The sequence below is a fragment of the Pseudobutyrivibrio sp. 49 genome (assembly GCF_900100545.1).
GTDB lineage: Bacteria > Bacillota > Clostridia > Lachnospirales > Lachnospiraceae > Pseudobutyrivibrio.
In genome coordinates this window covers 1-25,831 of the sequence record NZ_FNDP01000027.1, presented here as the reverse complement: position 1 = coordinate 25,831, position 25,831 = coordinate 1, and the positions used below count along the sequence as shown (strand labels likewise).

The window sequence follows — 25,831 nt, the reverse complement described above, 5'->3', positions numbered from 1 at the left end:
TTAATTCATTATAAAAAGTTTGAGATAAAGGGTTGTTTTCATTCACGAGTAAAGTTATCATAGTTTCCTGTAAAGGGTTGTGTATAGTTTAATTTATGCATAACTAGAAAAGGCGGGAGCGGACTGTGGTAGGTGCGGCTCCTGCTTTTTTTTAGCAGTATACACAACAAGAGCTATAATAATCGAAGAAGGCAAGGAATGGAACAATCTGACAAAAAATGCTTCAGATTAATCTATCCTTGCCTTCATTTATTTTGAAGAAAAAAAGAAATTTTTATTGCAGGTAAAGTTACTTTCAACAACTTGGAATGCTTACCGTAAATGCGTTAGCAGCTGCGGACCAGCTGGTTATTCCAGTACAAGCACAGTATTTGTCTGCCAAAGGTTTGGAGCAGCTTTTACAGACTGTTAGTAAAGTCAGACGTCAGATTAATCCAAAGCTAAACATTGATGGAATCCTCCTAACAATGGTGGATAACAGAACAAATTACGCTAAGGATATCAGTAATCTGATTCGCGAGACTTATGGCAGCAAGCTTAAGGTTTATAAGACTGAGATTCCTCATTCAGTCAGGGCAGCTGAGATAAGTGCTGAGGGAAAGAGCATTTATGCTCACGATCCAAAGGGGAAGGTAGCAGAAGCATATAGAGAATTAACCAAGGAGGTATTGAAGAATGAAAGAGCGCGCAAACATTCAATTGACCAGTTACGATGATATCTTTGGAGGGGCTAAGGCTGATGAGGCTAAAGCTCCTGAAGGTGATGTAGTAGTTGAGATACCTCTTGGAGAGCTTCATGCTTTTGAGGGACATCCATTCAAGGTAAAAGATGATGAGGATATGGCAAAGACTGTTGAATCCATTCAGGAGTTTGGTGTTCTACAGCCTGCCATTGTAAGACCTGATGGGGATGGTTATGAGATTCTTTCAGGTCACAGAAGACATCATGCATGTGAGATTGCGGGCCTTGAAACAATTCCTTGTATTGTAAGGGATTTGGATGATGATGCAGCCACAATCCTTATGGTGGATAGTAATTTGCAGAGGGAAGAGATACTTCCTAGTGAAAGAGCCTGGGCATTTAAAATGAAACTTGATGCTATAAAACACCAAGGAAATAGGGTTGATTTAACTTCGGGCCAAGTTGGCCCGAAGTTGGATTCAAGAAGATCAAATGCTATTGTGGCAGAAGAAGCTGGTGAAAGTGTTAAACAAGTACAGCGCTATATTCGTCTGACAAACCTCTGTCCTGAACTGATGGATATGGTAGATGATAAGCGTATTGCCTTTAATCCTGCTGTTGAGCTTTCATTCTTAAATCCAACACAGCAGAAGGATTTATTAGAAGCAATGGAATATTCTCAGGCATTTCCATCACTGTCACAGGCGCAGCGAATAAAAGTCTTAGCCTTGGATAATAAAATCACACAAGAGGGAATGAATATTATTCTTTCTGAGGAAAAGAAACAGGATGTAGACAGGGTTACTTTTAAGAATGATGTGCTTAAGAAGTACTTCCCGAAATCATATACTCCGAAGCAGATGGAGGATACAATCATAAAGCTATTGGAGCAGTGGCAGAAGAAACAAAGGAATAGAGATAATTGTTTATAACAGCTAATTTTTGCGTAATCTGGAGCGTTTAAGCATATTAAGAAAGTGTTAAATCGGTTGTTGAAATCGCTTTTTTGTGGTACCCTTTATGTACAGAATTAATGTATGGTTTTAGAAAGTAGGTTTTATTATGATACAGCACGATATTTCTTTTGATGCGAAGGACACCGAAAAGAATATGGATAGACTTTTTTCAATGCTTGATGAAGCTATTGATGATATGGAAAATGGCAGAGTTTTTTCTGAAGAAGAGGTTTGGGCTAAACTTGCAGAAGTGAAGGTAAACAGATAAATGGCGCTGAAGAATTACTCACTTACTTTTGCTAAATCTGCACTTGAAGACCAGATCGAATTAAAAACTTATATCTTAGAGCATTTTATGTACGAAGAGTACGGAGACAATTTTGATGCTAAGATGAAAAGTGCAGCTCTGTATATCAAAAATACAGCTTCATCTATCAGACCAACTAGTTTTTACTATCGCGGATACGTAATATATATGCTAGTTCATAAGAGCTATCTTTTCTTTTATGTGGTAAATGAGGATAAAGCGGTTATAACAGTTTTAAGAATCTTGAATGATGGACGCGATTGGATGTCTATCATAAAAAAATGGTTACGCAAGAACGGAACAGAAAAATAAAATAATTGCACCCAAAGGCAGTAGATCAGTTTGGTCTGCTGCTTTTTTTATGTAAAGGAGGTGATGCGATGCAGGAAGAGATTGAGGAGAAAACCGTCCGGTTGGCTATAACAAGCACGAAGCTTTCTATTAGAGCCATAATGGCGGGTGTCAGGCTTTATATGAGGCATAGAGCCAATAAGAGGCTTGATAGTATTGATGCTCATATTCAGGGCAAGCAGTCAATTGATGAGCTGGTAAAACAGAACCAGGGCGTTACCAGTATGGAGATTGGTGATAAGGGTATCAAGACTTTTGAAAGAATTGCCAAGAAGTACGGTGTGGATTTTGCAATTACAAAAGATAAATCGCAGAAGCCACCAGTGTACACGGCTTTCTTTAAAGCTAGAGATACAGATGCCCTGGAATCAGTTATGAATGAGTACACTAGAAAGATGATTAAGCGAGAGGAGCGACCAAGCGTCCTGGAGAAGCTTAAGCAGCTGGTGGCAAAAGTAAAAGCACAGCCAAAGAAAACACGAACAAAAACAAAGGAGCAGGTCAGATGACAAAAAAGCAGAAACGATTGATTCTGCTAAATGTTCCTTACGTGTTGATGGGACTATTCGCTACAAATCTGGGGGAGGCCTGGAGAATTGCAGAAGGAACCAGTGTATCGGAAAAGATTAATGGAATATTTGATGCTTTTCCGATAGCTCTATCTAATTTTCTTCCAAGCCTCAATCCCTTTGATTTGATGGTCGGTATTGGTTTTGGTGTTGTGATGAAGGTGGTTGTTTATGTTAAGGGTAAAAATGCTAAGAAATATCGCCATGGCGTGGAGTATGGCTCAGCACGATGGGGAACACAGCAGGAGATAGAGCCTTTCGAGGCTCCAAGATTTGAGGATAATATCATCCTCACCCAAACGGAACGATTGATGATGAGCAATCGTCCTAAGCAACCTAAATATGGAAGAAATAAAAATGTATGCGTCATAGGTGGTTCCGGTTCAGGTAAGACCAGATTCTTTCTGTTACCCAACCTCTTACAGATGCATTCAAGCTATGTAGTCACAGATCCGAAGGGTGACCTGGTTGTAAAAGCTGGAAAGGCTCTTTTGAATCACGGCTACAGATTAAAGATTTTTAATACAATCAATTTTAAGAAGAGTATGCATTACAATCCTTTTGAATATATCCACTCCGAGAAGGATATATTAAAGCTTGTAAACGCACTGGTCGCTAATACAAAAGGCGATGGTAAGGCAGGGGATGAGTTTTGGACTAAAGCTGAGACTTTGCTATATACAGCCCTTATTGGCTATATCCATTATGAAGCGCCTGAGGAGGAACAGAACTTTAGCACCTTGCTAGATTTCCTGAATGCTTCCGAAGTTCGCGAGGATGATGAGGATTTTGAGAATCCCGTTGATCTGATGTTCAAAGAGCTGGAGGAAAAAGACCCTCAGCACTTTGCGGTACGCCAATATAAGAAATACAAATTAGCGGCTGGAAAGACAGCTAAGTCTATTTTAGTTAGCTGCGGTGCAAGGCTCGCTCCATTTGATATCAGAGAGCTTCGTGAGATTACTTCTTATGATGAATTGCAGCTAGATACGCTTGGTGATAAAAAGACTGCATTGTTTCTTATCATGAGTGATACAGATGCTACATTCAATTTTCTAATATCACTTATCTATACTCAGCTATTCAATCTTCTTTGTGAGAAGGCTGATGATGTTTATGGTGGAAGGCTTCCAGTTCACGTGCGCTGCCTGATTGATGAGACAGCCAATGTGGGACAGATTCCAAACTTGGAGAAGCTTGTAGCTACAATCCGAAGCCGTGAGATAAGTGCTTGTTTATTCCTACAGGCGCAATCACAGCTGAAGGCTATCTACAAGGACCACTGTGATACAATCCTTGGAAACATGGATTCCCAGTTGTTCCTGGGTGGTACAGAGCAAACTACGCTTAAAGACCTCAGCACAATTCTAGGAAAAGAGACCATCGATATCTATAACGTGGGTGAGAGCCGCGGAGCTAATGCATCTTATTCCACTAATTACCAGAAGCTTGGTAAGGAGTTAATGTCTATGGATGAGCTGGCAGTACTTGATGGTGATAAATGCATCCTAAGACTTCGAGGTGTAAGACCGTTCCTGTCGGACAAATATGATGTTACTCAGCATCCGCTTTATCACGAGACTGGAGAATATGATTCTAGGAATAACTTGGATATTGAGAAGTATTTGAGGGGAGGAATGAAGTTTAAGAAGGGGGAAATGTTTGATGTGGTTATGATTTGATAATCAAGGACTCTGAGAAATCAGGGTCCTTTTGATATTTATACGAGTGATTTACATAGGCCAATACTGGGGACGCCCAGCGATAGTATTGGTCTATTGGTTTTTTGATTTATCTTGCGTACTGTAATTGAAAATATAAAAAAATACCTTGCGTACTATGGCATATAATTGGTAAAATTATCTTGCGTACTGTAAGGAGGCACTTATGATTAAACGAAAAATATATGATAAAATCCTCGATTGGAAGGAAAATACAAAGGGTTCGAAAGCCTTGCTGATTGAAGGGGCTAGACGAATTGGAAAATCTACAGTAGCTGAAGAAATTGGAAAAAACGAATATAAATCTTACGTATTGATTGATTTCAATAAGGCAAGTAAGAAGATTTTTGATTCATTTGATAACCTGAATGAACTAGATGTATTCTTTCAAACCATTTCACTGGAATATAACACGCGTCTGTATAATCGAGAGTCATTGATTATTTTTGATGAAATACAGAAGTTTCCAAAGGCTCGAGAAGCTATAAAGTACCTAGTTGCCGATGGAAGATATGACTACATTGAAACAGGCTCGCTTATATCTATCAAGGAAAATGTTGAAGGTATAACTATTCCTTCTGAAGAGCGAAAATTAAAGATGTATCCGGTGGATTTTGAAGAATTCATGGATTATATGGGTGAAGATCTTCTTGTCGAGTACATACGTGATTGCTACCAAAAGAAAGTGCCATTAGATCAGAGCCAGCATAAAAAGGCAATGCATCTGTTCAAGGAATATATTCTTGTCGGGGGCATGCCACAATCGGTTGTTGCGTTTAAGAATAATGCAAGAGATTTCTTTGCGGCAGATGTTGAAAAACGTGATATTTTAAATCTTTACAGAGATGATATTCGAAAGGCTGCGCGTAGATACAACTCTAAGGTGTCAGCAATATTTGAAAACATCCCTGGCTATCTTTCAACTCATGAAAAGAAAATCGTATTAAGTGAGATTGAACCAGGTGCAAGTTTTGACAGGTATGATGAACCATTATTTTGGCTTGATGATTCTATGATTTGTAATTTGTGCTATAAGTGTAATGATCCGAATGTTGGCCTAGCATTAAATAAAAACGAATCTGCTGTAAAGTGTTATATGGGCGATACAGGACTTCTTGTAAGCTTGGCATTTGCTGAAAATGAGATTACAGAGCAAAAAGTATTTGCCAACATAATGGATGGAAAATTATCACTAAATGAAGGTATGCTGTATGAGAATGTAATCGCTCAGATTATAGCAGCAAAAGGCAAAAAACTGTATTTCTACACTAGATACAGTGAAGAAAAGCATCGAAACGATATTGAAATTGACTTTTTGCTTTCTAATGACAGTAAGACAAATTATAGACTTAACCCGATAGAGGTTAAATCTTCTAAGAATTATAGTGCAGTTTCTATTGGAAAATTTACAGATATTTTTAAACGTAAGGTTGATAATCCAATGATTGTACATCCAAAGAATCTTGTAGAAGTTGAGGGCATTTTGCGAATACCGGCGTATATGTTTGCATTATGTGATATTTAATAAACAGAATAAGTACTTTACATAGACCAGAACTCTGGGGACGCCCAGAATTTCTGGTCTATTATTATGCCCAAAATCAGGTGCGCAGGATGAGGGTGTGAGACGCAACTATAAACTATTTTTTTAAGAAAGGAAAATTCGGAGGCTCGCTGCTTCCGAATGAAGGTGATGAGGATGATGGTGAGATTCCGGGTGAAGGAAAAGGGATGATGGTGAGATTCCGAACCAGGTATCAACATGGCATTTTTTAACGAAGGCGTAAACGTAATGGCAACTTTAGTATGTGCAATTGGAGCAGGCGTAGGAGCTTGGGGTGCGATTAACCTCCTTGAAGGTTATGGTTCTGATAACCCAGGTGCTAAGTCACAGGGAATGAAGCAGTTCATGAGCGGTGGCGGTATCATTCTCGTGGGCATCAAGATCATTCCACTCCTTGCTGGATTGTTCTAAGAGGCATTACTACAACTGAATACGGGAGCTTTTGTTGGGGCTGAGGGCGTTGCTTTCAGCCCTTTTTTAATGTAACTAAAGACAAGGAGAACAGCATATGGAGTTAATCTTTGATTCGATGGCGGACTACATCAAGGACAAGCTCATCGATGGAATTATATGGGTTCTGACTGGTCTTTTTGATAGTGTGAATGATGAAGTAGCAAACGTAGCCAGCCAGATGGCGAAAAGCCCTGAGACATTTATTCCAGGGGTTTATCCGATGATTAAATCAACCTCGGAGACGGTGCTGCTTCCAATAGCAGGAATAATTATGACGTTTATAGCCTGCTATGAGCTGATTCAGATGGTGATAGCCTACAACAACATGCAGAACTTTGAGACTTTCATTTTTATGAAATGGTTCGTAAAGACGTATGTAGCGGTGATGGCGATTACACATTGTTTTGATTTCACGATGGCGATATTCGATGTTACCTGCAAAGTGGCTAAGGATGCAGGAGGATTAATCACTGAATCCACGGCAGTTACTGGCCCGCAGCTATCGCATATGCGAACGATTCTTGAGGGTATGGGAGTAGGTGAGATTCTAGTGATATACGCTCAGATTGCAGGACTTGCAGCAGGACTTAAGCTTATTTCGATAATCATATTCGTTGTCATCTATGGCCGTATGATTGAGATTTATCTGCTTGTGAGCATGGCACCGCTACCATTTTCAACCTTTGGAAATAAGGAGCAGAGCCATATTGGTCAGAACTATGTAAGAAGTCTGCTTGCTATTGGATTCCAAGGATTCCTAATCTTGATTGTCATAGGAATCTATGCAGTGCTGATTCAGAATATCAGCGTAACAGATGACATTGTGGGAACCATTTGGGGAATCATGGGCTACAACATACTTCTGGTTTTCAGTTTGTTCAAGACAGGCACATTATCAAAGAGAGTATTTTCAGCACAGTAAGGAAGGAACGATTATGTCGATAAATGTAAAAGTCCCAAGCGATTTATCCAGGGTAAAGGAAAAGGTGGCTTTCGGGCTGACCAAGAGGCAGTTTGTGTGCTTTTCACTGGCGGCACTGATTGGCATTCCTGCATTTTTTCTCATAAAGAAAATGCCGGTAGATGTGAGTGTACCGACTTTGGCGATGATGGCGGTGATGATGCCGCTATTTTTTGTGGCAATGTATGAGAAGGATGGGGACACCCTGGAGTTAATTATTCAAAGAGCGATTGAATTCAAGCTTGGTAAGAATCAGGAAAAAGTGCTCTTTGACAGGATGTATAACAACGGTATATGTCTGGTGGATGGTGATTTATACTCCAAGACAATTGAATTCAAGGATACCAACTACAAGCTGGCATCCGAGGAGGAGAAGCAGCTGATATTTGAGAATTGGAAGAAATTCCTTAATTACTTTGATACCAGTGTGGAGTTTGAAATTACCTTTGCTAACGTATATGCGAACCCTGATAGATATAAGAATCATCTTTGCATCAAATTAAGTGGAGATGACAAGGACAACCTTAGAGAAGAGTATTCCAAGATGCTTATTGAAAACTTGGGTTCAATGGAGAATGCACTTATAAAAAAGAAATATCTTACTTTTGGCGTGCATGCTTCATCAATTAAGGAAGCCAGAGGCAGACTTAAGAAGATAGAGGAAAAGGTTCTTGAAAACTTTGAGGATATGGATGTGAAAGCCAAAACCTTAAACGGCAATCAGCGAATGGAATTGCTGAATAAGTTGAAGTTTGGACAGGGAACTTTAGAAAGAAACATCGACTATCCAACAAAAAGCATATTCAAGAAGCCTGGCTATTATGGTCAGGTCACAAGCTTTTCTTATGATGCACCTGAGATTTCAGATCAGTTTATTGAGGAGCTGTTGGAGCTGGATATTGAGCAGGTTGTCAGCATCCATTTACAGTCGGTGAATCAGCATGAGGCAATCCGAGGAGTGAAGCGAACCATTACTAACATCGATTCAAACAAAATTGATGAGCAGAAGAAAGCTATTAAGGGTGGCTATGACATGGATCTGATTCCAAACGACCTTAATCTTTACGGGCAGGATGCCAGCTCGATGCTTTCGAATTTGCAGAGTCAGAATGAGAGAATGTTTAATATGACATTTCTTCTTATGGCTACAGGAAAGTCCAAGGAGAGCCTTAATAACAATGTGAAGCAGCAAAAGAGCATCGCCCAGCAGTTTAGCTGTGAAACTTATCCTTTGAACTACAGGCAGTCCAAGGCGATTAAGAGTGCGCTTCCATTAGGAGCAAACCTTATCAGAAAGGACAGGAAGCTTACAACTTCTGCGGTGGCAGTGTTTGTGCCCTTTCTTGTGCCAGACTTACCCAAGGTGGATGAAAATGATTTGTATTATGGCACGAACGCAATCACAGGAGAGCTGATTTTTGCAGACAGGAAAAAGAACAATAATCCAAATGGAATGTTATTTGGAAAGCCAGGTTCTGGTAAATCACTGGCAGCAAAAAGAGAGATTGTAAACGTGGTGCTAAGCTCAGATGATGACATTATCATCAATGATCCTGAGCGAGAGTATGCACCTCTTGTAAATCTATTTGGCGGGCAGGTGATTCACATCAGTCAGAAGTCAAACCAGTATATCAACCCAATGGATATCAATGACAACTACTCTGATGGAGAAGATGCGGTTTCGCTGAAAGCAGAGTTTTTATTATCTCTGTGTGAGCTGATTCTAAATCAAAGAGATGGCCTGACAGGTATTCAAAAGACCATCATTGATAGATGCATCAGAAACGTATACGCCAAATATTATCAGAATCCAATACCTGAGCGAATGCCGCTTTTGGAAGATCTCTACAAGGAGCTTATGAAGCAATCTGAGCCGGAGGCGAAAGAGGTTGCAACTTCTATGGAGCTTTATGTGAAAGGCTCTCTAAATGTCTTTAATCATCGCACCAATGTGAATATCAACAACAGAATAGTCTGCTATGACATCAAAGATTTGGGCAAGCAGCTGAAGAAGGTGGGAATGCTGATCGTGCATGACCAGGTGTGGGGCAGAGTCACAATGAACCGTGATATCGGAAAGACCACACGATATTACATGGATGAGTTTCATCTTCTTTTGAAGGATGAACAGACTGCAGCATATTCCGTAGAAATCTATAAGCGATTCAGAAAGTGGGGTGGTATTCCTACAGCGCTGACACAGAATGTAAAGGACGTATTATCGAGTCCGGAAATCAGCAATATCTTTGAAAACTGCGAGTTTGTGTACATTCTCAATCAAGGTGCTGAGGACAAGCAAATCTTAGCGGAAAGTCTTGGAATCAGTGATGCCCAGCTCAAGTATGTGACCAACGTTCCACCGGGAAAAGGGCTGATGTTTTGCGGCAGCGTGGTAATTCCGTTTAAGGATAATTTCCCGAAGGATAACCTGCTTTATAAGTATCTGACTACAAGGCCTGAGGAGCTGGCACAGATGAATATGATGGGAGGTATGTGATGTATGACTACAATCAGGATGATAACGTAGGTACTGAAGCCTTACCCTATGGGCAAAGGGCAGCCAGTGATGCTCATAAGCTGACCAAGAAGCTGATAAAGAAACAGATTCAAAGAAGGCAGATTGAAAGAGCCAGAGCACAGGCAGTGCAGCAGACTTCAAGGGCAGCTGCAGAAGCTGGCAAGAAGGTTGCAGAGGAGGCAGCTAAGCTTGCTAAATCTGCAGCAGAATTAATGAGGAAAGCTGCACAGACTGTAGTTGAGTTTGTGGCTGCAAATCCTGTAGTGCTTGTAATCCTGGCTGTGATTCTAGCGATTTTCATTGTGATGCAGTATACGAAAGTCGGTCTTACGGCATTACTTGGTTCAATGGGTGATACGTTTATGGCGGGCACTTATACAGCCTATGATGAGGATATCATCGGTGTGAATTCAGATTACACCAAGCTTGAAAAAGAGCTTAGGAAAACAATCAATAATACGGAGAAGGATTTCAAAGGATTCGATGAGTACGAGTATCAGCTTGAAGAGATTGGTCACAATCCCTACGAGCTGATTTCTTATTTAACGGTGGTGTATGAGAACTTCACCAGACGCGATATGAAGCAGAAGGTGAAGGAGCTTTTCGATGAGCAGTACGACCTTAAGTATTTTCAGAGGACTGAAACGAGAACCAGGACAGTTACCAGAACTGGCTACAGGACAGTGACGGGAAAAGATGGAAAGCCTGTAATTGAAAAGTACACCTATGAAGCTGAAGAAGAATATAAGGTGAAGATTCTTACAGTGAAGCTTAATAATAAAGGTCTTGGCTCAGTGATTAATTCAAAGCCACTTAGAGAGGTTCAGAAGCAGCGCTATCAGATGCTTTTGCAGACTCAGGGAAATAAGCCTGAGTTGTTTGATGACCTTTATACGGATATTGAGATTCCTGATGATTTGGAGGTTCCTCCTGAGGCACTGACTGATCAAACTTTTGCAGCAATGATTGCAGAAGGAGAGAAGTATTTGGGACGTGCTTATGTGTGGGGCGGTTCCAATCCAAAGCAGGGATTTGACTGTAGTGGATTTGTATGCTGGGTGCTGAACCACAGCGGCTGGAATGTAGGCAGAACTGACTGCAATGGTCTGAAGGCTAAGTGTACTGTTGTTTCTGAGGCGGAGGCAAAACCTGGAGATTTGATTTTCTTTAAGGGAACTCAGAAAAGCAAAAAGGGAGCCACTCACGTGGGGATATATTGCGGCAACGGGATAATGCTCCACTGTGGAAATCCTATCCAGTACACATCTATTGAAACCAAGTATTACAGAAATCACTTTTTATGTTTTGGTCGATTGCCAAAGAATTAGGAGGAAGCATGTTTGAAAGATTAGATAAACTCAGAGCAGAGTTGAAGCGTGCAAAGGCGAAACGCACTGAGTGGGATGGTAAGGTAAAGGCTTTGGAAAAGAAGGTTGCTGAGATGGAAAAGACCTGCATCCACGATATGATGCTTGCAGCAGATTTGACACCGGAGCAGCTGGCAAATTTAATCGCTTATTCAAAGGATAATTTGCCAGGAGGAAAGACAATAGATGAAATCGCAAATACGAATATTACAAAGGAGGATGATTCTTATGAAGAGGATGAAGCTTAAATTGATGATGCTGACACTTGTCGGAGTTTTAGCATTTGCATTTGTTCCAATCACAGCAGAGGCTCACGTGCCAGCAAATGTAGATACGTCAGTGATAGATGAGGAGGAAGATGAAGATGTCGATGAAGGTGATGATGTTTATGAGGAGCACAAGTCTCTTACACCAGCTGGCAATCTATCGATTGTGGATGACTTCGACGAAAAGGAGTCTGAAGGTAAGCAGTTTATCACAGTTACTACTAAGAATGGAAATATCTTTTACCTTATTATTGATAGGGATGACAATGGGGATGATACAGTTCATTTCCTCAACCTTGTTGATGAAAGAGACCTGTTAGAGCTTTTGGATGATGACGAAAAGAAGGAGCTAGAGAAAGAGAAGAAAGCAGCAGAAACTACACCGACAGTTACCACCACAGAAGAAAATCCTAAGGATACAGGCGGTGATGCTCCAAAAGAATCTAAACAAAAGACCACCAAGAAAGCCAATAAAAGTGATATCTTTGTTATCTGCATTTTGATAGGAATGGCTGGAGTAGGTGGTCTTTATTTTTATAGTAACAAGTCAAGCTTTATCAAGAAAAAGACAGGGCCAATCATCGATGATGGAGAGGAATATATTACGATTCCATCTGGTCCAGAGGATAAGGATTATGATGATATTCCTGTGGATTAGGAGGTGTTAGTTGGCAAAACGTGTTAATCGCATTACTGTCCGGCTCACGGATGAGGAGCTGAGGAGAATGAGATTTAAGATGGATGAGCTGGATATTTCCAATATGAGTCTGTACACCAGGAAGATGCTGATGGATGGGTATTGCGTGAAAATGGATACCAAGGACATCAGCGAAATGGTGTATCTGCTTCGTATGTGTTCAAACAATCTGAACCAGTACGCCAAGAAGGCCAACGGCATGGGAGTGGTTTATAAGCAGGATATAAAAGATTTGCAGCAGCGTTTGGATGATATCTGGGATAACTCCAAAAAGCTTCTGAAGAAATATGAGGCAATCAGTTAGTTGACATCCTTGCAATTGTAAAAATGTTGAAATAGACTCAAAGAAAAAGATTTCAAATGGGAGGTTTTGATATGTTTATCTTGAGAGTTTTACTGAAAATATTACTTTTTCCAGTGATTGCGCTTCTTACAATTGCATCACTTTTAACCAAGGCTTCTATTGAAATTGGAGGAAGGCTTGGAGGTATTATCATCAATATCTTTGCAATCCTTGGCATCATAAATCTCTTAGGTCGCGATTTGCCTACAGCGGCAATCAGTGGAGTAGTTATTCTGTTGGTGGTGTTGGCTTTATTTTTCGCAGCAAACCTGCAGCTGTTTTTTGATTCACTTCGGGATACATTGAAGCGGATCTAAGTAGAGAATTTAATATTGTTTAACGAGCAGTCTTTCTGGGAACGGGGAGGCTGCTTTTTGTATGGGAGGAAATCTTATGGCGGCAACAAGACTAATGGCATTGCACATTGCTAAGGGCAAAAGTATTGCAGAAAGTTTAATCTCCAGGCTTGATTATTACAAAAACAAAGACAAGACCGAAGATGGAAAGCTTATTTCAACCTACGAGTGTGATAAGAGAACTGTTGTAGAAGAGTTCATGCTTTCAAAAAATTTATACCACAAATCAAAAAGAGCAATTCGTAAAAACGAAATAATAGCTTACCAGATAAGGCAGTCCTTCAAGCCAGGAGAGATATCTGCAGAAAAGGCCAATGAGCTGGGGTACGAGCTGGCCATGAGGTTCACTAAGGGGAAATATGCTTTTGCTGTTTATACCCATGATGACAGGAAGCATATTCATAACCATATTGTTTTTAATTCAGTCAGCATTGATGGAAAAAGGAAATATAAGGATTACTGGCGCTCAGGAAAAACGCTTCAGAAGGTTTCCGATTTAATCTGTTTGGAGAATGGTCTATCTGTTATCGAGCAGAAGAATAAAGAAAACTGGTCTCGAAAGAAATCCAAGAGAAAGACTTTCAACATCAAGGATGGTGAGATTAAATTCCTTAAGGATATTGAGGGAAAAGTCTTGGAAGGCTATGGCAAGGGCTATATCAATTGGGCTAAAAAGTTCAATGCAAAGCAGCTTTCCAAGACGATTCTTTTCCTGCAGGAAAAAGGGATTTCATCCTATGAGGAGTTGAAAAAGTATACAGATGAGAAAACTGGAAAGAAGAATGAGCTCTTAGATTTGCTTAAGGAGAAAGAGCACATTTTAAGCAAAAACAAGAAGCTTCAATGCGCCATAATCGATTTTGCTAAAACAAAGCCAATCTACGATGAGTATAAAAAGCGTAAATTCAATAAGAGCTTTTACGAGGAACACTCAGGAGAGCTGATGCTGTATCAGAATGCAATCAAGGTTTTCGATGAGAGTGGCTACAAGAAATTGCCAAAGATAAAGGAACTGAGAGAACAGTATGGACAGGTGCTCCAGGAGAAGAAAGCTGTTTATGCAGAGTATAAGCAGCTGGAAAAAGAGTACCGTGAGTACCAGATTGCTCAGAAGAATCTGGAGATGATTTATCAATTGGAAGATGCAAAAAAGGACGAACAGGAGAAGTCCAAAAGTTCGCAGACGAAGTCGCGTTGCTAAGACCCGAATGGGTCTTTTTTCGTTTTTGTCTGCCAAAAACCCTGCTTGCAAGGAACTCTGACGGACCCGCGCCAGCTTACGTGACTCGCTCAAGCAGGTTTTGACCTTAAAAGAAAAATTCAAAAACACAGGAGGAAACATTTTATGAAAATTGAAATCAGAACAACAAAGCTTACAGGAACAGAAGGAAATGTAAGAGGTCTTTCAACAGTGACTTTTGATGGAAAGTACGCTGTGAGAAATATCTCAATTGTGGAAAGTAAGAAGGGAGGACTTTTCGTTTCTATGCCAAGCTACAAGCTTAAGGAACTTGATCCAAACGGAAAGGCTCAGTTCAAGGATATCGCATATCCGGTAACAAAAGAGTTTAGAGAAATGCTCTATGGAAAGATTATGGAGAGCTATAAGGAGGATAAGAACTTAGAGTTTACTGTTTAATTTTATGAAGGGAGATGAGGATTATGGCAGAGACAGATGCTAAAGCCAAGATGAATGAAATCACGGAAAAGCTCGAGCAGGGCATCCGTGATCTTTTTGATTCTGAAAAATACAAAACGTATTTGCGTACTATGTCTAAGTTTCATAACTACAGCTTCAATAACACTTTGCTTATAGCAATGCAGCGACCAGATGCAAGTTTGGTGGCAGGCTATGAGGCCTGGAAAAAGAATTTTGATAGGTACGTAAAAAAGGGCTCCAAGGGAATCAAGATTATCTCACCTGTGAAAGTGAAGATTGAGGTGGATGATGAAAATTCCGAAAAGGAAGGAGCCAAGAAGACTATTGAGGTGACAAAGTTTAAAGTCGCTACAGTCTTTGATGTGTCTGATACGGAAGGCAAGGAACTGCCAACAATTGGAGTGAATCAGCTTCAGGGTGAGGTGGAAAGATTCAATCAGATAACCAAGGCTATTCATGAAATTGCAAAAGTGCCAATTGAGTACAGAGACATCGAAGGCGGAGCCAAGGGATTCTATTCTCAGAAGGATAACAAGATTGTTGTGCAGCAGGATATGGCTCAGGCTCAGACTTTGAAAACTCTGATTCATGAGTTGGCTCATTCCATCCTACATGGCAAGCCGGACAAGGAGAAAAATGAAGAAATGCCTTCAAAGGATAGAAGGACAAAAGAGGTTGAAGCAGAGTCTGTAGCTTACGCAGTTTGCCAATATTTCGGAATAGATACTTCTGATTATTCCTTTGGCTACATTGCAGGCTGGAGTTCAAACAAAGAATTGGACGAGTTGAAATCTTCAATGCAGCTGATTAGACGAACAGCCAGCAGTATCATTTCTGATTTAAATACTGAGCTTGCAATGGGAGAAGTCTCTAAAGAGGTGGATGCAATAAATTATGAAAGTATAGCTACAGATGCTGTAGAGATTGAAGCATTAGCTGATAAGAAACCATCGGTTTTAGATCAGCTAAAAGAGAAATTTTTAGGAAAAGATAAAGGCATATTTTCAAAAAAGAAGGATGAACCAAGCATTTAATGGAGGAAGGTTATGGCAGAGAAGAAAATGACAATTACTGTTAATAATTATAATCACTATATTCGCTTCAGTGCACATTGCCAGGGATTTGCAATTTGCATCTATACAAGTGGTGATATTGATATTCACATGAAAGAATTTTGTCATGGTGAATATACTGAGAGGATTTTTGAATATTCTCCTGATAAAGAAGTACAGGCAAAGTTTTTAGATTATCTTGAAGATACACTCGCAACTATTATTCTCGAAGTGGCTCTTGAGGTTGTGGCGCCATATCACTATTTTATGGATCTGTTATATGGCGAGAATCACTTTCTGGAAGCTTATGATTTCTTCAAAAATGAGAAGCTAGCACAAGAGGAAGAGTGATTATAAAGGGCAGCTGAGGCTGCCCTACTACATAAAATGGCGGAGATAATGGGGTAGAGAAGGATTTAACAACGTGCAAATATGGGCTCATGAAGTTAATTTAATGTTCATATTGTATGGCAAATGAGTATAAAATGTGATATATTATATTCAAATAGATTTGATTCAAATGTGTTTGAATGAAAACGATTTGAATAAAAGGAGCGCACATGTTTATTGGTAGAGAAAAAGAATTAGAATCACTACAGACTATATACGAAAAAGATGGCTTTGGAATGACAGTAATTTATGGTCGACGAAGAGTAGGTAAATCATTCCTTATTAGTGAGTTCATTAAAGGGAAAAAGGCTATATTTTATACAGCCACAAAAGTAGGTGCCGAAAGAAATCTGGAGTTGTTCTCAAAACAGGTTTTTGATGTGTTAGATCCTGCGTATAGTAACGCCACATTTCCCAATATAGAAAGTGTTCTTGATATAATAACAAGCAAGGCGTCAAGTAAAGAAGAAAAGCTAATCTTGGTTATTGATGAACTGCCATACTGGGCAGAAAAAGACGATGCGTTATTGTCTGTTTTACAAAAATATATAGATACTCAGTGGCTGGATAAAAACTTGATGCTTATTCTGTGTGGTTCAGCTCTTAGCTTTATGGAAAAGAAAGTGCTTAGTGAAAAGAGTCCTATTTTCGGTCGTAGAGATTCTCAGCTAAAACTGGATGCATTCAACTACAAGGATTCTGCTCTGTTTGTACCTAACTATTCACCAGAAGACAAGGCTATTTGTTATGGTGTTACTGGCGGTGTAGCAAAGTATCTGGCACTTTTTGATTCTTCAAAAAGCCTAGATGAAAATATAATCAAACTTTTCTTTAATACGGATGGCTATTTATTTGATGAAACAAAGAACCTGTTAACGCAAGAATTTTCTGATGTGACCCTTGTAAACAATGTTATTGAGCAGGTAGCTTCAGGCGAGACCGCTCTTAATATTATAGCCGCAAAGGTAAAGGAAAAGGACAGTACGGTTCTCTATTCTTTAGAAAAGCTTATCGATGTAGGGCTTGTTGAGAAGAAAAAATGTATTACAGAGGAAAAGAATAAGAAGAAAACCCAATATGTTCTTAAAGACCATATGTTTAAATTCTGGTATCAGTTTATTCCTAAGGCTATAAGTGTAATAGAAATGGGGCAGGGCCAGGTATATTATGAAAAAGTTGTAAAGAGTGGATTACATTCTTTTATGGGAAGTGTATTTGAAGATATGTGCCGTTATTACACATTGGAGCACGGTATTCTTGGAGAATTTGGTTCCTTTATAACAGAAGTTGGTACTTGGTGGGGTGTAGAGCAGATGATAGATGCAAACGGAGAGCGTTATCAACAGTCTGCAGATATCGATGTTGTAGGTATATCTACGATAGATAAAACAGCTATTTTAGGTGAGTGTAAATTTAAAAATGAAAAAATAGATAAAGAGATATTCGATACCCTTATTAGAAGATCTAAGCTAATATCTGGCAGCTATAATGTCACAACATTAATTCTATTTTCTTTAAGCGGCTTTACAGATTGGGTAAAAAATACTGATATGTTTAATGTAAAGCTGATTACAGTAGAAGATCTATACAAGTAGAGTATATAAAAAAGAACCTGCCACCAAGTTTATATGGTGACAGGTTCTAACATTATTTCGGTCCGATTATATTTTGCATTCCTCTCATTCTTAACTCAGCATCACAGGATTCTTTATAAGCCTGCTGGCTGGTCATATCATCAGAAGCTTTTATTCCGCAAAAAAAGTGAAATAGTGCTTAAAGATTTGCGGAAGAGGATATATACTATGTTTGTATGGTTTTTTAGAATGATATTATCAAATAAACGAAGAGGGGTATATAAAATGAAGTGTCAAGCATGTGGAGCTAATGTGGGCTCAAAGGATGAGTTTTGTCCAGAGTGTGGAACAAAGATAGAAGCTAAGAAGTTTGGATTTACCATAGATAAAGAGCAGATAAAAGAGTCAGCTGCAAATGCCACTAAAGCAGGTGGGAAGATGGTAAAAAAAGCTTCGGGAAAGGCAACTCTTTTAGCATCAAAGTCAAAAGATATGGTCGACAAGTCACAACAAGCCGTAATTAATGCTTTGGATCAAGATGGAAATGGTCAAATCGATAGTGTTGACATAATTCTTATGGCTTTAAAAGTGCCTGGAGTAAAAATCAATCGAGAAGAGTTCCTTAGAAAAGAATTTTTTAAGAACTATCCACAGGAAGTAATAGATAAGGCAATAGAATCAAATCCTGCTCAGGCTGGTATTGCTAAAGAGGATATAGATAAAATAGCTGATGAAGTTATAAAGTTTGAAAGAAATGCCGTTTCAGGAATATCAGTGGCTTTAGGCGTTCCAGGGGGAGCTGCTATGGCGGCTACAATTCCTGCAGATATTGCTCAGTATTATGGTTATATGTTGAGAGCAGCGCAAAAAATGCTGTATTTATATGGTTTTCCTGAACTAAATACAAAAGAAAATGATGTGATGCTTGATTCTGAAACAATCAATTGTTTGACTATATGCTTAGGAATAATGTATGGCGTGGCTAGTGCGAATAATGCTATTAAGGCTATGGCTAAAGCGTTAGCTTCTGGTGTTGAAAAGAAGCTTTTACATGCTGCATTAACTAAAGGAGCTTTTTATCCAATAGTTAAGTCTGTTGCAAAATGGTTTAGCGTAAATATGACTAAAGAAGTGTTCGCAGGTTTTTTCAAGAAGACCATACCGGTTGTTGGTGGAGTTATAGGCGGCGGAATAACATTTGTTACTTTCAAGCCTTGCTGTGATAGACTAAAAGAAGCATTAACTGATACAATGCTTAGCAATCCAGAAAAGCATAAAGAGTCAGAAGAAGAGCAGCAGATTTTTAATGACATTAAAAACGAAGTAATTATTGATGTTGATGAAGATGAAATTACTGTGATTGATGATAGTGAAGCTGACTGCATTTAATTCTAATTAATAATTAGGAGGGGTAGTAAAATGATTAAAAGAGCAATTGTCTACATTCTTTCTTTAGCGATGGTGGTTTGCCTAGTCCCAATGGGGAGTGTCCACGCTGAAACAAATGAGAATACCAAAACTCTTAAAAACATAATATATGAGTTTGGGGAAGATGATGACTTTGATTTACCTGGTAGCTCAATTAGCTCATTTAATGTACAACGATTTAAAATTAAAGGAAAAATAAGTGGTGTTTCTACAAGGAATGGTGTTGATGCTTATGCCGTTGATGTTGATGTCGATGATAATTTGGAGGTGCAGGCAAACATTGTTGGTTTACCAGAATCTATAAAAAATGATGGTTGGGAAGTTGTAGAAAATGATGACAAAAAATTGGCACAATTGAGCTTAATGGGAAGATTAAGGAGGGTGCCTATGTTATACAAACTTCGCGAGATGGCGAAATATGGGTGACGGATTTAGATGAGACTGTAACTGATTACTTCAATTCAGCTGTTAAGAAGGAGGATTCTGTTTATAAAACAACTAACGTCCAATTGACAAGTGGGTGTTATTACAGAATTATTGTAGCTTATGAGGTCAGAAAGGAAGTTGGAAGCAGTAATATTCTTTTTTATAACAAGAATGATTATGAGTATAAGAAAATAGAAGAAGTGTATACATTTTATGCATATAACAAAAATGCGGAGGCTGAAACATTGAATACCTCTGATGCGTTTATATTAGGAGATAATAATAATCTAGTACGATGCAAAAACGCTGAAGGATATTATGGTTCGCAGGAGATTGGACATGATGACCCTCATCGTGGCTGGAATATTGGTAAGTTTTATGTAAGTGGATATACAGCAGAGACGGAAACAACTGATGGAACTCCAGTTATTCTTAAGGAAGTAGGTGATAAAGTTTCTCTTTGGTTTAATTTGGAGCAGGATTTAAATGCATGCAATGGTAATCCTAAGATTGAAGTTGTTGCGGATCCAGAGGGAACAGATAGTCAGTTTAAAGATGTTGATATCCAAGATTTTGGAAAGGGCATGCTTTTTATTAGAAAAACAGACTATCACAAAAATAAAAAAACGAATTATTATAAGAATTTTTTAGAGGCTTCTGCGACAGTTGGAGCAAATACTAGAGTAGATCTTTTGGAAGAGGGTGATTATGAAGTTGCATTAGATTATGCACTTAAGTATAGCAATACAACAGTTTTTGGAGCATCGGTTTTGCCAAAGACATTACATTATAGGGTTAGCTTTAATTTTTCAGTACGTAATGGGGACTGCAAATTATTTATAAGAGATGCTCAAACAAACCAGTTTATTAATAATTCGAATGTTGCTGAGAGTGGATTTTACATAGATTTGGCTAAGCAGAAATATTTAAAACTTCAGCTTAAACGCGAGGTTATGACGGATAGTTTAGATGGACTAGTGGCAGATACAAAGTTTAATGGGGCTGCTAAAGAAGGTCGTATGTATACTGATGAAGGTGTTTATACGATAAAGGCTACTAATAGGTATACTTCAGCAACGACAGAAAAGAAAATCTATGTAGGAAACACTGATGTACTGAAAGCTCATGTTGCCACAGGACTTTCTGTGGCAGAGATTAATGAAAAATTGGCTGCAGGAGCTTATATTGATGACGATGGAAATATCATTACGCCAGCTGCTCAACAAGAAATAGTTGAAGAATTGAGTGAGACAGATAGTAATGAAGAGTATGAAGTAAATAAAGTAGTTGATTCCGAGGCTATTGATAATGTCGAAGAAGCAGCTGAGCAACCGGAAGATGTTGTATCACACAAAAATAATACAGGAAAAATCGTTTTCATTGTTATAGTAGGAATAATAGCTGTTTGGGTAGGAAAAAGAATGATAATTAATCGAAAATCCAAAGAGCAGCATCAAAATGACGAACAAAGTGAACTCGAAGATGAGAATATAGATGGGGAGGAGCAGGAGCAATGAAAAAGATATTTGTGATTGCGCTCAGTTTTATATTAGTTCTCACAGGATGTGGTGCAAGTGCCAATCAAGTAGAAGATGCTAGTGTAGAAGAGTCGGTTGTCTCTCCAACTGATAGCAAAGGGAATATTGGTGAAAATACAGGAGAGAATTCTTTTTCAACGGAACCCGACATAGAATTCTCTGGTTTAGATGATCCAAATCTTTTAAATTATGTTGAAGATTCAGTATATCTAGATTTAGTTTCTGAGTTGGATAGCGAAGAATACTTTGTTGAAAATGTTGAAGCTGTTTATTATCCCAAAGAGTATATTGAAGAATTAGAGTTCAATTCCCAAGAAAACATTTATTTTGGTTACACTTCATCTCAGCTTGATGCTGCGTTTGGTGGTAAAAAATATGTTTTTACGCTAGATGAAAATGGAAAAACAGTTCCAGTGTTACTGGAGAGTAGTGAACCTGAGGACTATGGAAAAGTTATAGAGGATGTAGTTGTTGGCTCCGGAGTAATTCTTATTAGCGTTACTGTTTCTGCTATATCGGCAGGGGCAGGTACTCCGGCAGTAGGAATGATTTTTGCTTGTTCTGCTACAACAGCTACAACATTTGCGCAATCAGGAGCATTAATAAGTGGGGCCGCGGCTACAATTACCACTGCATATCAGACAGAAGATGTTAATCTTGCTCTAAAAAAAGGAATACAAGCTGGTGCAGCTGGATTTAAATGGGGAGCTATAACTGGAGCTATTGTTGGTGGCGGTGCTGAGGCTATTGCTTTAAAAGGGGCAACTTTGAATGGTCTTACTATGAACGAAGCAGCTGCAATTCAAGCAGAATCAGGTTTTCCGATTGACCTTATAAAGCAATTTAAGAGCATGGAAGAGTACAATGTTTATAAAAATGCAGGCCTTTATACCAAGATGGTTAATGGTAGGTTAGCATTAGTTAGAGATATAGATTTGAACTATGTATCTGAATTAAAAGGGGAACAAGTGACAAATCTTGTTAGAATGCAGAAAGGTTATGCGCCAGTTGATCCTGCAACTGGTAAAGTGTATCAATTACATCATATAAACCAAGATGCAGATGGAACGTTAGCTGTATTAACAGAAGCTGAACATCAAGGAAACGCATTTATTTTGAATACACAAGGAAAAACAGGGGTACACAATCCCAATACAGGAGATCCTAATTGGGCTGCAAAGAGACAGACTTTTTGGAAAGCATATGCTACATTAGTAGGTTAATGAGGATACAAATATGGATAAAAGTAAATTACCTAAATTTAAGTACCATCCAAATGTATATGAATGTGGAATTGTTGAGTTTGGTAAAGGAATTTGTAATTGTTGTGGCAAGGAAGTTGAAGCATATGTACAGACGATGTACACAACAGAAGATATTGATTGTATTTGTATAGATTGTATAGCTTCTGGTAAAGCTGCCGAAAAGTTTGATGGTTCATTTATACAGGATGCAGATCCAATTGATAATGAAGCAGCTTCAGATGAACTATGGTGTAGAACTCCAGGCTATGTAAGCTGGCAAGGTGAAAACTGGGTTGCATGTTGTAATGACTATTGCGAGTATCTTGGTACGGTGGGAACGAAAGAACTAGAAGAACTTGGAGTTGCAGATGATTTATTTGATGAGAATGGTTCTTTTGAAGGTTGGAAAGATGCTCGTAAATATCTCACAAAAGATGGAAATTTGTGTGGATACTTGTTTCGTTGCTTACATTGTGGTAATTACCATCTGCGAGTGGATGCAGATTGATAAGATAATCTTCAATGATTTTAGTAAAAGGCAACCTCAGCTCATGTAAGAAATAGGTATTTGGGTTACTTTACTTCTATCGACAAGGTGTTGAAATGACAGAACTAGAAATTGGATTTTTTGAAGAATACAAATCTGTAGATAGCATATGTAGGGATATGTATCAGACAGAACAAGGCGTAACTGAGTACATTAATCAGATGGAGGCTATGGATTTACAGGGTTCTAGAAGAGTTGTTAACTGGAATGAAAAATATAAAAAACTTAAGCATCTAAGATGGATTAGGAATCAGATCGCTCATGAGAATTCAGCTCCGGATTTGATGGAAAACGATTTGATAGAACTGGAAAACTTTCACAAGCAACTATTAAATCAAAAAGATCCTCTGGCTGAATTGTTGAAGGCTAAACGAGAATCTGAAAAGCAGCCACTTCCTAAAATGAGAACAGATTATAGTAGCTTTGAAAAACATAAAAATGATTATGACGATGACGACTATGTCTCACCAGTATTTATTATTGGAGCATTGGGTGTTGCGGCTTTAGTAGTATTAATGATTCTTTCTTACATAATGTAATAGATTTAAGAGAGTGCTATTCAAATGAATGGCACTCTTTTTTGAAAAGAAGTACAATACCCTTATACAAAATACAAAGGACATAAACATGGGACAGATTAACAGAGACGACATGCTAGAGCTTACACGCAGATTTACATCGGCTCGCAGCAACCTAGTTAGAATTGCAGGTGCGTATATAGATGAGGAAGGCTATATAGACGGCACATTTAATACAAGCTTCCTGAGTCTGAAGGGAGCGGAAAAGAATAGATGTCTTGATATCGCAAAGGCGATACCATTTGCAAAGCCAAATGAGGAATTGATTCAGTATAAGATTCCGGGAATGGGGCCAGGATCTATCTGGCAGATGATTTATGCAATTCGTGAATGCGAATTGAAGAATGATGCGCTGATGCTTAATTTATATGAGTTGATAGCGGAGAAATATCCTAAGGGAAGGCCTTATGCGATTTACGTTTACTATGGGGCTTATGATGTGCCAATCAAGAGCAGCGACAAGTCTTATCAGGATGAATCGGAAGAGGTTTATAAGTATCTGATTATGGCAATTTCGCCAGTGGATGAGGAGCAGGTACCACATTCACCTGAGGCGGGTTTCCTTTATCCGGCATTTACTAATAGGAGCACAGATATAAATCATGCGAATTTCTACAGCCAGGATTATGAGGAAGCCAGAGAGTTGATGAAGTTTTTGGATTTGGAGGGGTGAGTATGAAATTTATCGGAAACGTAATTTGGATAATATGCGGCGGTTTGCTCAGTGCCATAGGTTGGTGGCTGGCAGGAGCACTGTGGTGCATCACAATCATAGGCATTCCAGTGGGAGTGCAGTGCTTTAAGCTTTCATCAATCTCGCTGAATCCATTTGGAAAAGATGTGGTAGATGAGGGCGGCGCAGTATCTTGTCTGCTGAATATAATCTGGTTCTTTGTTTCAGGACTGGAGCTTGCTCTCGGCAATGCGTTAATAGGAATATTGCTATGTATTACAATTATCGGTTTTCCATTTGGTAAGCAGTTTTTCAAGATTGCAAAGCTTGCAATTGCGCCATTTGGAGCCAGAGTTGTGAAGGTGGGGTAACTTAGTATGATTGAAAAGTTGGAATGGACAAGAGCACCAAGAGAGTTTGAGATTAAAGAAGATAGAATAGAAATCACTACAGAGCCACATACAGATTTATGGCAGAGAACGTATTATCATTTTCGTAATGATAATGCGCCTGTGCTCCAGATGGAAACAGATGAGAAATTCTTTTCATTTATTGTGAAGACTGATTTCTCAGAAAGTCATCATCGTTTTGACCAATGCGGTATTGTCCTGTATTTGGATTCGGATAATTGGCTAAAGGCATCTGTTGAATATGAGAATGATGAATTCCAGCATTTGGGTTCAGTAGTGACAAATCATGGTTATTCAGACTGGGCAACTACAGCTATACCAGCAGATGTTAAATATATGTGGTATCGCTTAAGTCGTAGGGAGGATGATTATTGTATCGAATGTTCAACAGATGGTAAAAACTTTTCACAGATGAGAGTGTGTCATATGTGGGAAGGCGGTGGAACAATTCGATTTGGAGTATATGCTTGCAGTCCTGAAGATTCAACTTTTAAAGCTATATTTACGGATATGAGACTCACAGAATGTGCATGGAAAGCACATGATGGCCAGCATCCAGATTAGGGTGCACAGGCTAAAGAATCAAAACAAGTAGTTTCAGAATGGTTATAGTATAGGGGAAAATAAGTTAGAAAGAAGGTAATTAGCTTGAAGTACATTGTAAAAAGAATCCAGGAAGCAGACTATGGCTGCGAGGAGAGACCGGAGGGATACCAGTTTCAGGTGTTGCTCCGATTACGTGACGAGACAGGACAGGAGATTGATATGGAGGTGGCGGATGCAGAGCTGCTGGCCAAGGATATCAACGAAGGTGACTGGGTATTCTTTGATAAGGATAATAAGATTTTTGCTCAAATGAAAAACTAACTTCTGGCAAAGAACATCAAAAACGCCTCAGTTGAGTTTTTTACAATTATTTACAATCAAAACTACATTTGACGACTCTGTAAAACGTGATAAAATCGTTTTACAGAGTCTGTTTGTTTGCATGGCAAACAGACGACTGGAAATAATTGAGCAAAAGTAAATTCCACCCGTCATTAAGTAAAAATGATGATTGAGTGGTTACCTGTCTGCTCTAAAATATTATTTTTCTAAGAGTTCCGGTTTTAATAGGATGTCGTCTGGCGAGACTTCATATTGTCCTGTTAGAATCGGAATTCTTTTGTCGATAAGTAGCTTTGAAAGTGCAAATGGAGT

Annotated in this window: 29 protein-coding genes and 1 pseudogene; all 30 read left to right on the top strand. The window is 38.9% G+C overall.

Features of this window, described 5'->3' with window-relative positions:
- Positions 1-302: 302 nt before the first annotated feature.
- Positions 303-716 (top strand): annotated as a pseudogene (locus tag BLP54_RS14650) (ParA family protein); the annotation flags it as partial.
- Positions 676-1,614 carry a ParB/RepB/Spo0J family partition protein gene (locus BLP54_RS14645; protein WP_090171104.1) on the top strand — a complete coding sequence of 313 codons (939 nt, stop codon included), beginning with the start codon at positions 676-678 and terminating at the stop codon, positions 1,612-1,614. The pseudogene BLP54_RS14650 and the gene BLP54_RS14645, both read left to right, overlap by 41 nt.
- Before the next feature lie 130 nt (positions 1,615-1,744).
- Positions 1,745-1,906 carry a hypothetical protein gene (locus tag BLP54_RS15930; RefSeq protein ID WP_176754591.1) on the top strand — a complete coding sequence of 54 codons (162 nt, stop codon included), beginning with the start codon at positions 1,745-1,747 and terminating at the stop codon, positions 1,904-1,906.
- Positions 1,907-2,257, top strand: coding sequence for a type II toxin-antitoxin system RelE/ParE family toxin (locus BLP54_RS14640; RefSeq protein WP_090171100.1), 351 nt, complete (start codon positions 1,907-1,909; stop codon positions 2,255-2,257).
- A 68-nt stretch (positions 2,258-2,325) separates the two neighbouring features.
- Positions 2,326-2,805, top strand: coding sequence for a PcfB family protein (locus tag BLP54_RS14635; RefSeq protein WP_090171097.1), 480 nt, complete (start codon positions 2,326-2,328; stop codon positions 2,803-2,805).
- Positions 2,802-4,547 (top strand): VirD4-like conjugal transfer protein, CD1115 family, encoded by a 1,746-nt coding sequence (locus BLP54_RS14630; RefSeq protein WP_090171094.1) that lies wholly within the window; start codon positions 2,802-2,804, stop codon positions 4,545-4,547. Before BLP54_RS14635 ends, BLP54_RS14630 begins: the two co-directional genes overlap by 4 nt.
- 205 nt (positions 4,548-4,752) lie before the next feature.
- On the top strand, positions 4,753-6,111 hold the full coding sequence (locus BLP54_RS14625; protein ID WP_090171092.1) for an ATP-binding protein: 1,359 nt from the start codon (positions 4,753-4,755) through the stop codon (positions 6,109-6,111).
- 237 nt (positions 6,112-6,348) lie between these two features.
- Complete coding sequence (locus BLP54_RS14620; protein ID WP_090171090.1) at positions 6,349-6,561, top strand: Maff2 family mobile element protein; 213 nt, start codon at positions 6,349-6,351, stop codon at positions 6,559-6,561.
- Positions 6,562-6,658: 97 nt separating this feature from the next.
- A complete protein-coding gene (locus BLP54_RS14615; protein WP_090171088.1) occupies positions 6,659-7,525 on the top strand; it encodes a VirB6/TrbL-like conjugal transfer protein, CD1112 family in 867 nt (288 codons plus the stop codon).
- A gap of 13 nt (positions 7,526-7,538) precedes the next feature.
- Positions 7,539-10,061 carry a VirB4-like conjugal transfer ATPase, CD1110 family gene (locus BLP54_RS14610; RefSeq protein WP_207646787.1) on the top strand — a complete coding sequence of 841 codons (2,523 nt, stop codon included), beginning with the start codon at positions 7,539-7,541 and terminating at the stop codon, positions 10,059-10,061.
- Positions 10,061-11,410: a C40 family peptidase gene (locus BLP54_RS14605; RefSeq protein ID WP_090171084.1), complete on the top strand. Its 1,350-nt coding sequence runs from the start codon at positions 10,061-10,063 to the stop codon at positions 11,408-11,410. Before BLP54_RS14610 ends, BLP54_RS14605 begins: the two co-directional genes overlap by 1 nt.
- Before the next feature lie 8 nt (positions 11,411-11,418).
- On the top strand, positions 11,419-11,697 hold the full coding sequence (locus BLP54_RS14600) for a DUF4315 family protein (RefSeq protein WP_176754590.1): 279 nt from the start codon (positions 11,419-11,421) through the stop codon (positions 11,695-11,697).
- Entirely contained in the window at positions 11,678-12,373 is a 696-nt protein-coding gene (locus BLP54_RS14595) for a CD1107 family mobile element protein (protein ID WP_090171081.1), read from the top strand. The genes BLP54_RS14600 and BLP54_RS14595 overlap by 20 nt, the downstream gene beginning before the upstream one ends.
- Positions 12,374-12,383: 10 nt before the next feature.
- Entirely contained in the window at positions 12,384-12,716 is a 333-nt protein-coding gene (locus BLP54_RS14590; protein ID WP_242870723.1) for a plasmid mobilization protein, read from the top strand.
- A gap of 71 nt (positions 12,717-12,787) precedes the next feature.
- Positions 12,788-13,072: a hypothetical protein gene (locus BLP54_RS14585; protein WP_090171077.1), complete on the top strand. Its 285-nt coding sequence runs from the start codon at positions 12,788-12,790 to the stop codon at positions 13,070-13,072.
- A gap of 61 nt (positions 13,073-13,133) precedes the next feature.
- Entirely contained in the window at positions 13,134-14,312 is a 1,179-nt protein-coding gene (locus BLP54_RS14580; RefSeq protein ID WP_242870722.1) for a relaxase/mobilization nuclease domain-containing protein, read from the top strand.
- Positions 14,313-14,456: 144 nt separating this feature from the next.
- Positions 14,457-14,750 carry a SpoVG family protein gene (locus BLP54_RS14575; protein WP_090171073.1) on the top strand — a complete coding sequence of 98 codons (294 nt, stop codon included), beginning with the start codon at positions 14,457-14,459 and terminating at the stop codon, positions 14,748-14,750.
- A gap of 23 nt (positions 14,751-14,773) precedes the next feature.
- The gene (locus BLP54_RS14570; protein ID WP_176754589.1) at positions 14,774-15,805 is read left to right on the top strand and encodes an ArdC-like ssDNA-binding domain-containing protein; all 1,032 of its coding nucleotides are present in this window, start codon (positions 14,774-14,776) and stop codon (positions 15,803-15,805) included.
- Positions 15,806-15,817: 12 nt separating this feature from the next.
- A complete protein-coding gene (locus tag BLP54_RS14565) occupies positions 15,818-16,174 on the top strand; it encodes a hypothetical protein (RefSeq protein WP_090171067.1) in 357 nt (118 codons plus the stop codon).
- Positions 16,175-16,383: 209 nt separating this feature from the next.
- Positions 16,384-17,808, top strand: a complete 1,425-nt coding sequence (locus BLP54_RS14560) for an ATP-binding protein (RefSeq protein WP_090171062.1) — start codon at positions 16,384-16,386, stop codon at positions 17,806-17,808.
- Between the two features lie 264 nt (positions 17,809-18,072).
- On the top strand, positions 18,073-19,176 hold the full coding sequence (locus tag BLP54_RS14555) for a zinc ribbon domain-containing protein (RefSeq protein WP_242870721.1): 1,104 nt from the start codon (positions 18,073-18,075) through the stop codon (positions 19,174-19,176).
- 30 nt (positions 19,177-19,206) lie between these two features.
- Positions 19,207-19,641 carry a hypothetical protein gene (locus tag BLP54_RS14550; RefSeq protein ID WP_090171059.1) on the top strand — a complete coding sequence of 145 codons (435 nt, stop codon included), beginning with the start codon at positions 19,207-19,209 and terminating at the stop codon, positions 19,639-19,641.
- Positions 19,638-21,158 carry a hypothetical protein gene (locus BLP54_RS14545; protein ID WP_090171056.1) on the top strand — a complete coding sequence of 507 codons (1,521 nt, stop codon included), beginning with the start codon at positions 19,638-19,640 and terminating at the stop codon, positions 21,156-21,158. Before BLP54_RS14550 ends, BLP54_RS14545 begins: the two co-directional genes overlap by 4 nt.
- Positions 21,155-22,402, top strand: a complete 1,248-nt coding sequence (locus tag BLP54_RS14540) for an HNH/ENDO VII family nuclease (RefSeq protein WP_090171053.1) — start codon at positions 21,155-21,157, stop codon at positions 22,400-22,402. The genes BLP54_RS14545 and BLP54_RS14540 overlap by 4 nt, the downstream gene beginning before the upstream one ends.
- Before the next feature lie 13 nt (positions 22,403-22,415).
- Positions 22,416-22,931 (top strand): CbrC family protein, encoded by a 516-nt coding sequence (locus tag BLP54_RS14535; protein ID WP_090171050.1) that lies wholly within the window; start codon positions 22,416-22,418, stop codon positions 22,929-22,931.
- A gap of 95 nt (positions 22,932-23,026) precedes the next feature.
- The gene (locus BLP54_RS14530; protein WP_090171047.1) at positions 23,027-23,509 is read left to right on the top strand and encodes a DUF6548 family protein; all 483 of its coding nucleotides are present in this window, start codon (positions 23,027-23,029) and stop codon (positions 23,507-23,509) included.
- Positions 23,510-23,597: 88 nt separating this feature from the next.
- A complete protein-coding gene (locus BLP54_RS14525) occupies positions 23,598-24,221 on the top strand; it encodes a DUF4317 family protein (RefSeq protein ID WP_090171107.1) in 624 nt (207 codons plus the stop codon).
- A gap of 2 nt (positions 24,222-24,223) precedes the next feature.
- Positions 24,224-24,592, top strand: a complete 369-nt coding sequence (locus BLP54_RS14520) for a YccF domain-containing protein (protein ID WP_090171044.1) — start codon at positions 24,224-24,226, stop codon at positions 24,590-24,592.
- Positions 24,593-24,598: 6 nt separating this feature from the next.
- Positions 24,599-25,195, top strand: a complete 597-nt coding sequence (locus BLP54_RS14515) for a DUF1349 domain-containing protein (protein ID WP_090171041.1) — start codon at positions 24,599-24,601, stop codon at positions 25,193-25,195.
- Positions 25,196-25,279: 84 nt separating this feature from the next.
- Complete coding sequence (locus BLP54_RS14510) at positions 25,280-25,498, top strand: hypothetical protein (RefSeq protein WP_090171038.1); 219 nt, start codon at positions 25,280-25,282, stop codon at positions 25,496-25,498.
- Positions 25,499-25,831: the final 333 nt, after the last annotated feature.

Coding starts and splice junctions, on each gene's coding strand:
- BLP54_RS14565 (WP_090171067.1), top strand. CDS start 15,818: ATGGCAGAGAAGAAAATGACAATTACTGTTAATAATTATAATCACTAT.
- BLP54_RS14540 (WP_090171053.1), top strand. CDS start 21,155: ATGAAAAAGATATTTGTGATTGCGCTCAGTTTTATATTAGTTCTCACA.
- BLP54_RS14645 (WP_090171104.1), top strand. CDS start 676: ATGAAAGAGCGCGCAAACATTCAATTGACCAGTTACGATGATATCTTT.
- BLP54_RS15930 (WP_176754591.1), top strand. CDS start 1,745: ATGATACAGCACGATATTTCTTTTGATGCGAAGGACACCGAAAAGAAT.
- BLP54_RS14570 (WP_176754589.1), top strand. CDS start 14,774: ATGGCAGAGACAGATGCTAAAGCCAAGATGAATGAAATCACGGAAAAG.
- BLP54_RS14640 (WP_090171100.1), top strand. CDS start 1,907: ATGGCGCTGAAGAATTACTCACTTACTTTTGCTAAATCTGCACTTGAA.
- BLP54_RS14605 (WP_090171084.1), top strand. CDS start 10,061: ATGTATGACTACAATCAGGATGATAACGTAGGTACTGAAGCCTTACCC.
- BLP54_RS14600 (WP_176754590.1), top strand. CDS start 11,419: ATGTTTGAAAGATTAGATAAACTCAGAGCAGAGTTGAAGCGTGCAAAG.
- BLP54_RS14525 (WP_090171107.1), top strand. CDS start 23,598: ATGGGACAGATTAACAGAGACGACATGCTAGAGCTTACACGCAGATTT.
- BLP54_RS14560 (WP_090171062.1), top strand. CDS start 16,384: ATGTTTATTGGTAGAGAAAAAGAATTAGAATCACTACAGACTATATAC.
- BLP54_RS14530 (WP_090171047.1), top strand. CDS start 23,027: ATGACAGAACTAGAAATTGGATTTTTTGAAGAATACAAATCTGTAGAT.
- BLP54_RS14620 (WP_090171090.1), top strand. CDS start 6,349: ATGGCATTTTTTAACGAAGGCGTAAACGTAATGGCAACTTTAGTATGT.
- BLP54_RS14610 (WP_207646787.1), top strand. CDS start 7,539: ATGTCGATAAATGTAAAAGTCCCAAGCGATTTATCCAGGGTAAAGGAA.
- BLP54_RS14520 (WP_090171044.1), top strand. CDS start 24,224: ATGAAATTTATCGGAAACGTAATTTGGATAATATGCGGCGGTTTGCTC.
- BLP54_RS14555 (WP_242870721.1), top strand. CDS start 18,073: ATGAAGTGTCAAGCATGTGGAGCTAATGTGGGCTCAAAGGATGAGTTT.
- BLP54_RS14580 (WP_242870722.1), top strand. CDS start 13,134: ATGGGAGGAAATCTTATGGCGGCAACAAGACTAATGGCATTGCACATT.
- BLP54_RS14575 (WP_090171073.1), top strand. CDS start 14,457: ATGAAAATTGAAATCAGAACAACAAAGCTTACAGGAACAGAAGGAAAT.
- BLP54_RS14535 (WP_090171050.1), top strand. CDS start 22,416: ATGGATAAAAGTAAATTACCTAAATTTAAGTACCATCCAAATGTATAT.
- BLP54_RS14615 (WP_090171088.1), top strand. CDS start 6,659: ATGGAGTTAATCTTTGATTCGATGGCGGACTACATCAAGGACAAGCTC.
- BLP54_RS14635 (WP_090171097.1), top strand. CDS start 2,326: ATGCAGGAAGAGATTGAGGAGAAAACCGTCCGGTTGGCTATAACAAGC.
- BLP54_RS14550 (WP_090171059.1), top strand. CDS start 19,207: ATGATTAAAAGAGCAATTGTCTACATTCTTTCTTTAGCGATGGTGGTT.
- BLP54_RS14595 (WP_090171081.1), top strand. CDS start 11,678: ATGAAGAGGATGAAGCTTAAATTGATGATGCTGACACTTGTCGGAGTT.
- BLP54_RS14630 (WP_090171094.1), top strand. CDS start 2,802: ATGACAAAAAAGCAGAAACGATTGATTCTGCTAAATGTTCCTTACGTG.
- BLP54_RS14585 (WP_090171077.1), top strand. CDS start 12,788: ATGTTTATCTTGAGAGTTTTACTGAAAATATTACTTTTTCCAGTGATT.
- BLP54_RS14625 (WP_090171092.1), top strand. CDS start 4,753: ATGATTAAACGAAAAATATATGATAAAATCCTCGATTGGAAGGAAAAT.
- BLP54_RS14515 (WP_090171041.1), top strand. CDS start 24,599: ATGATTGAAAAGTTGGAATGGACAAGAGCACCAAGAGAGTTTGAGATT.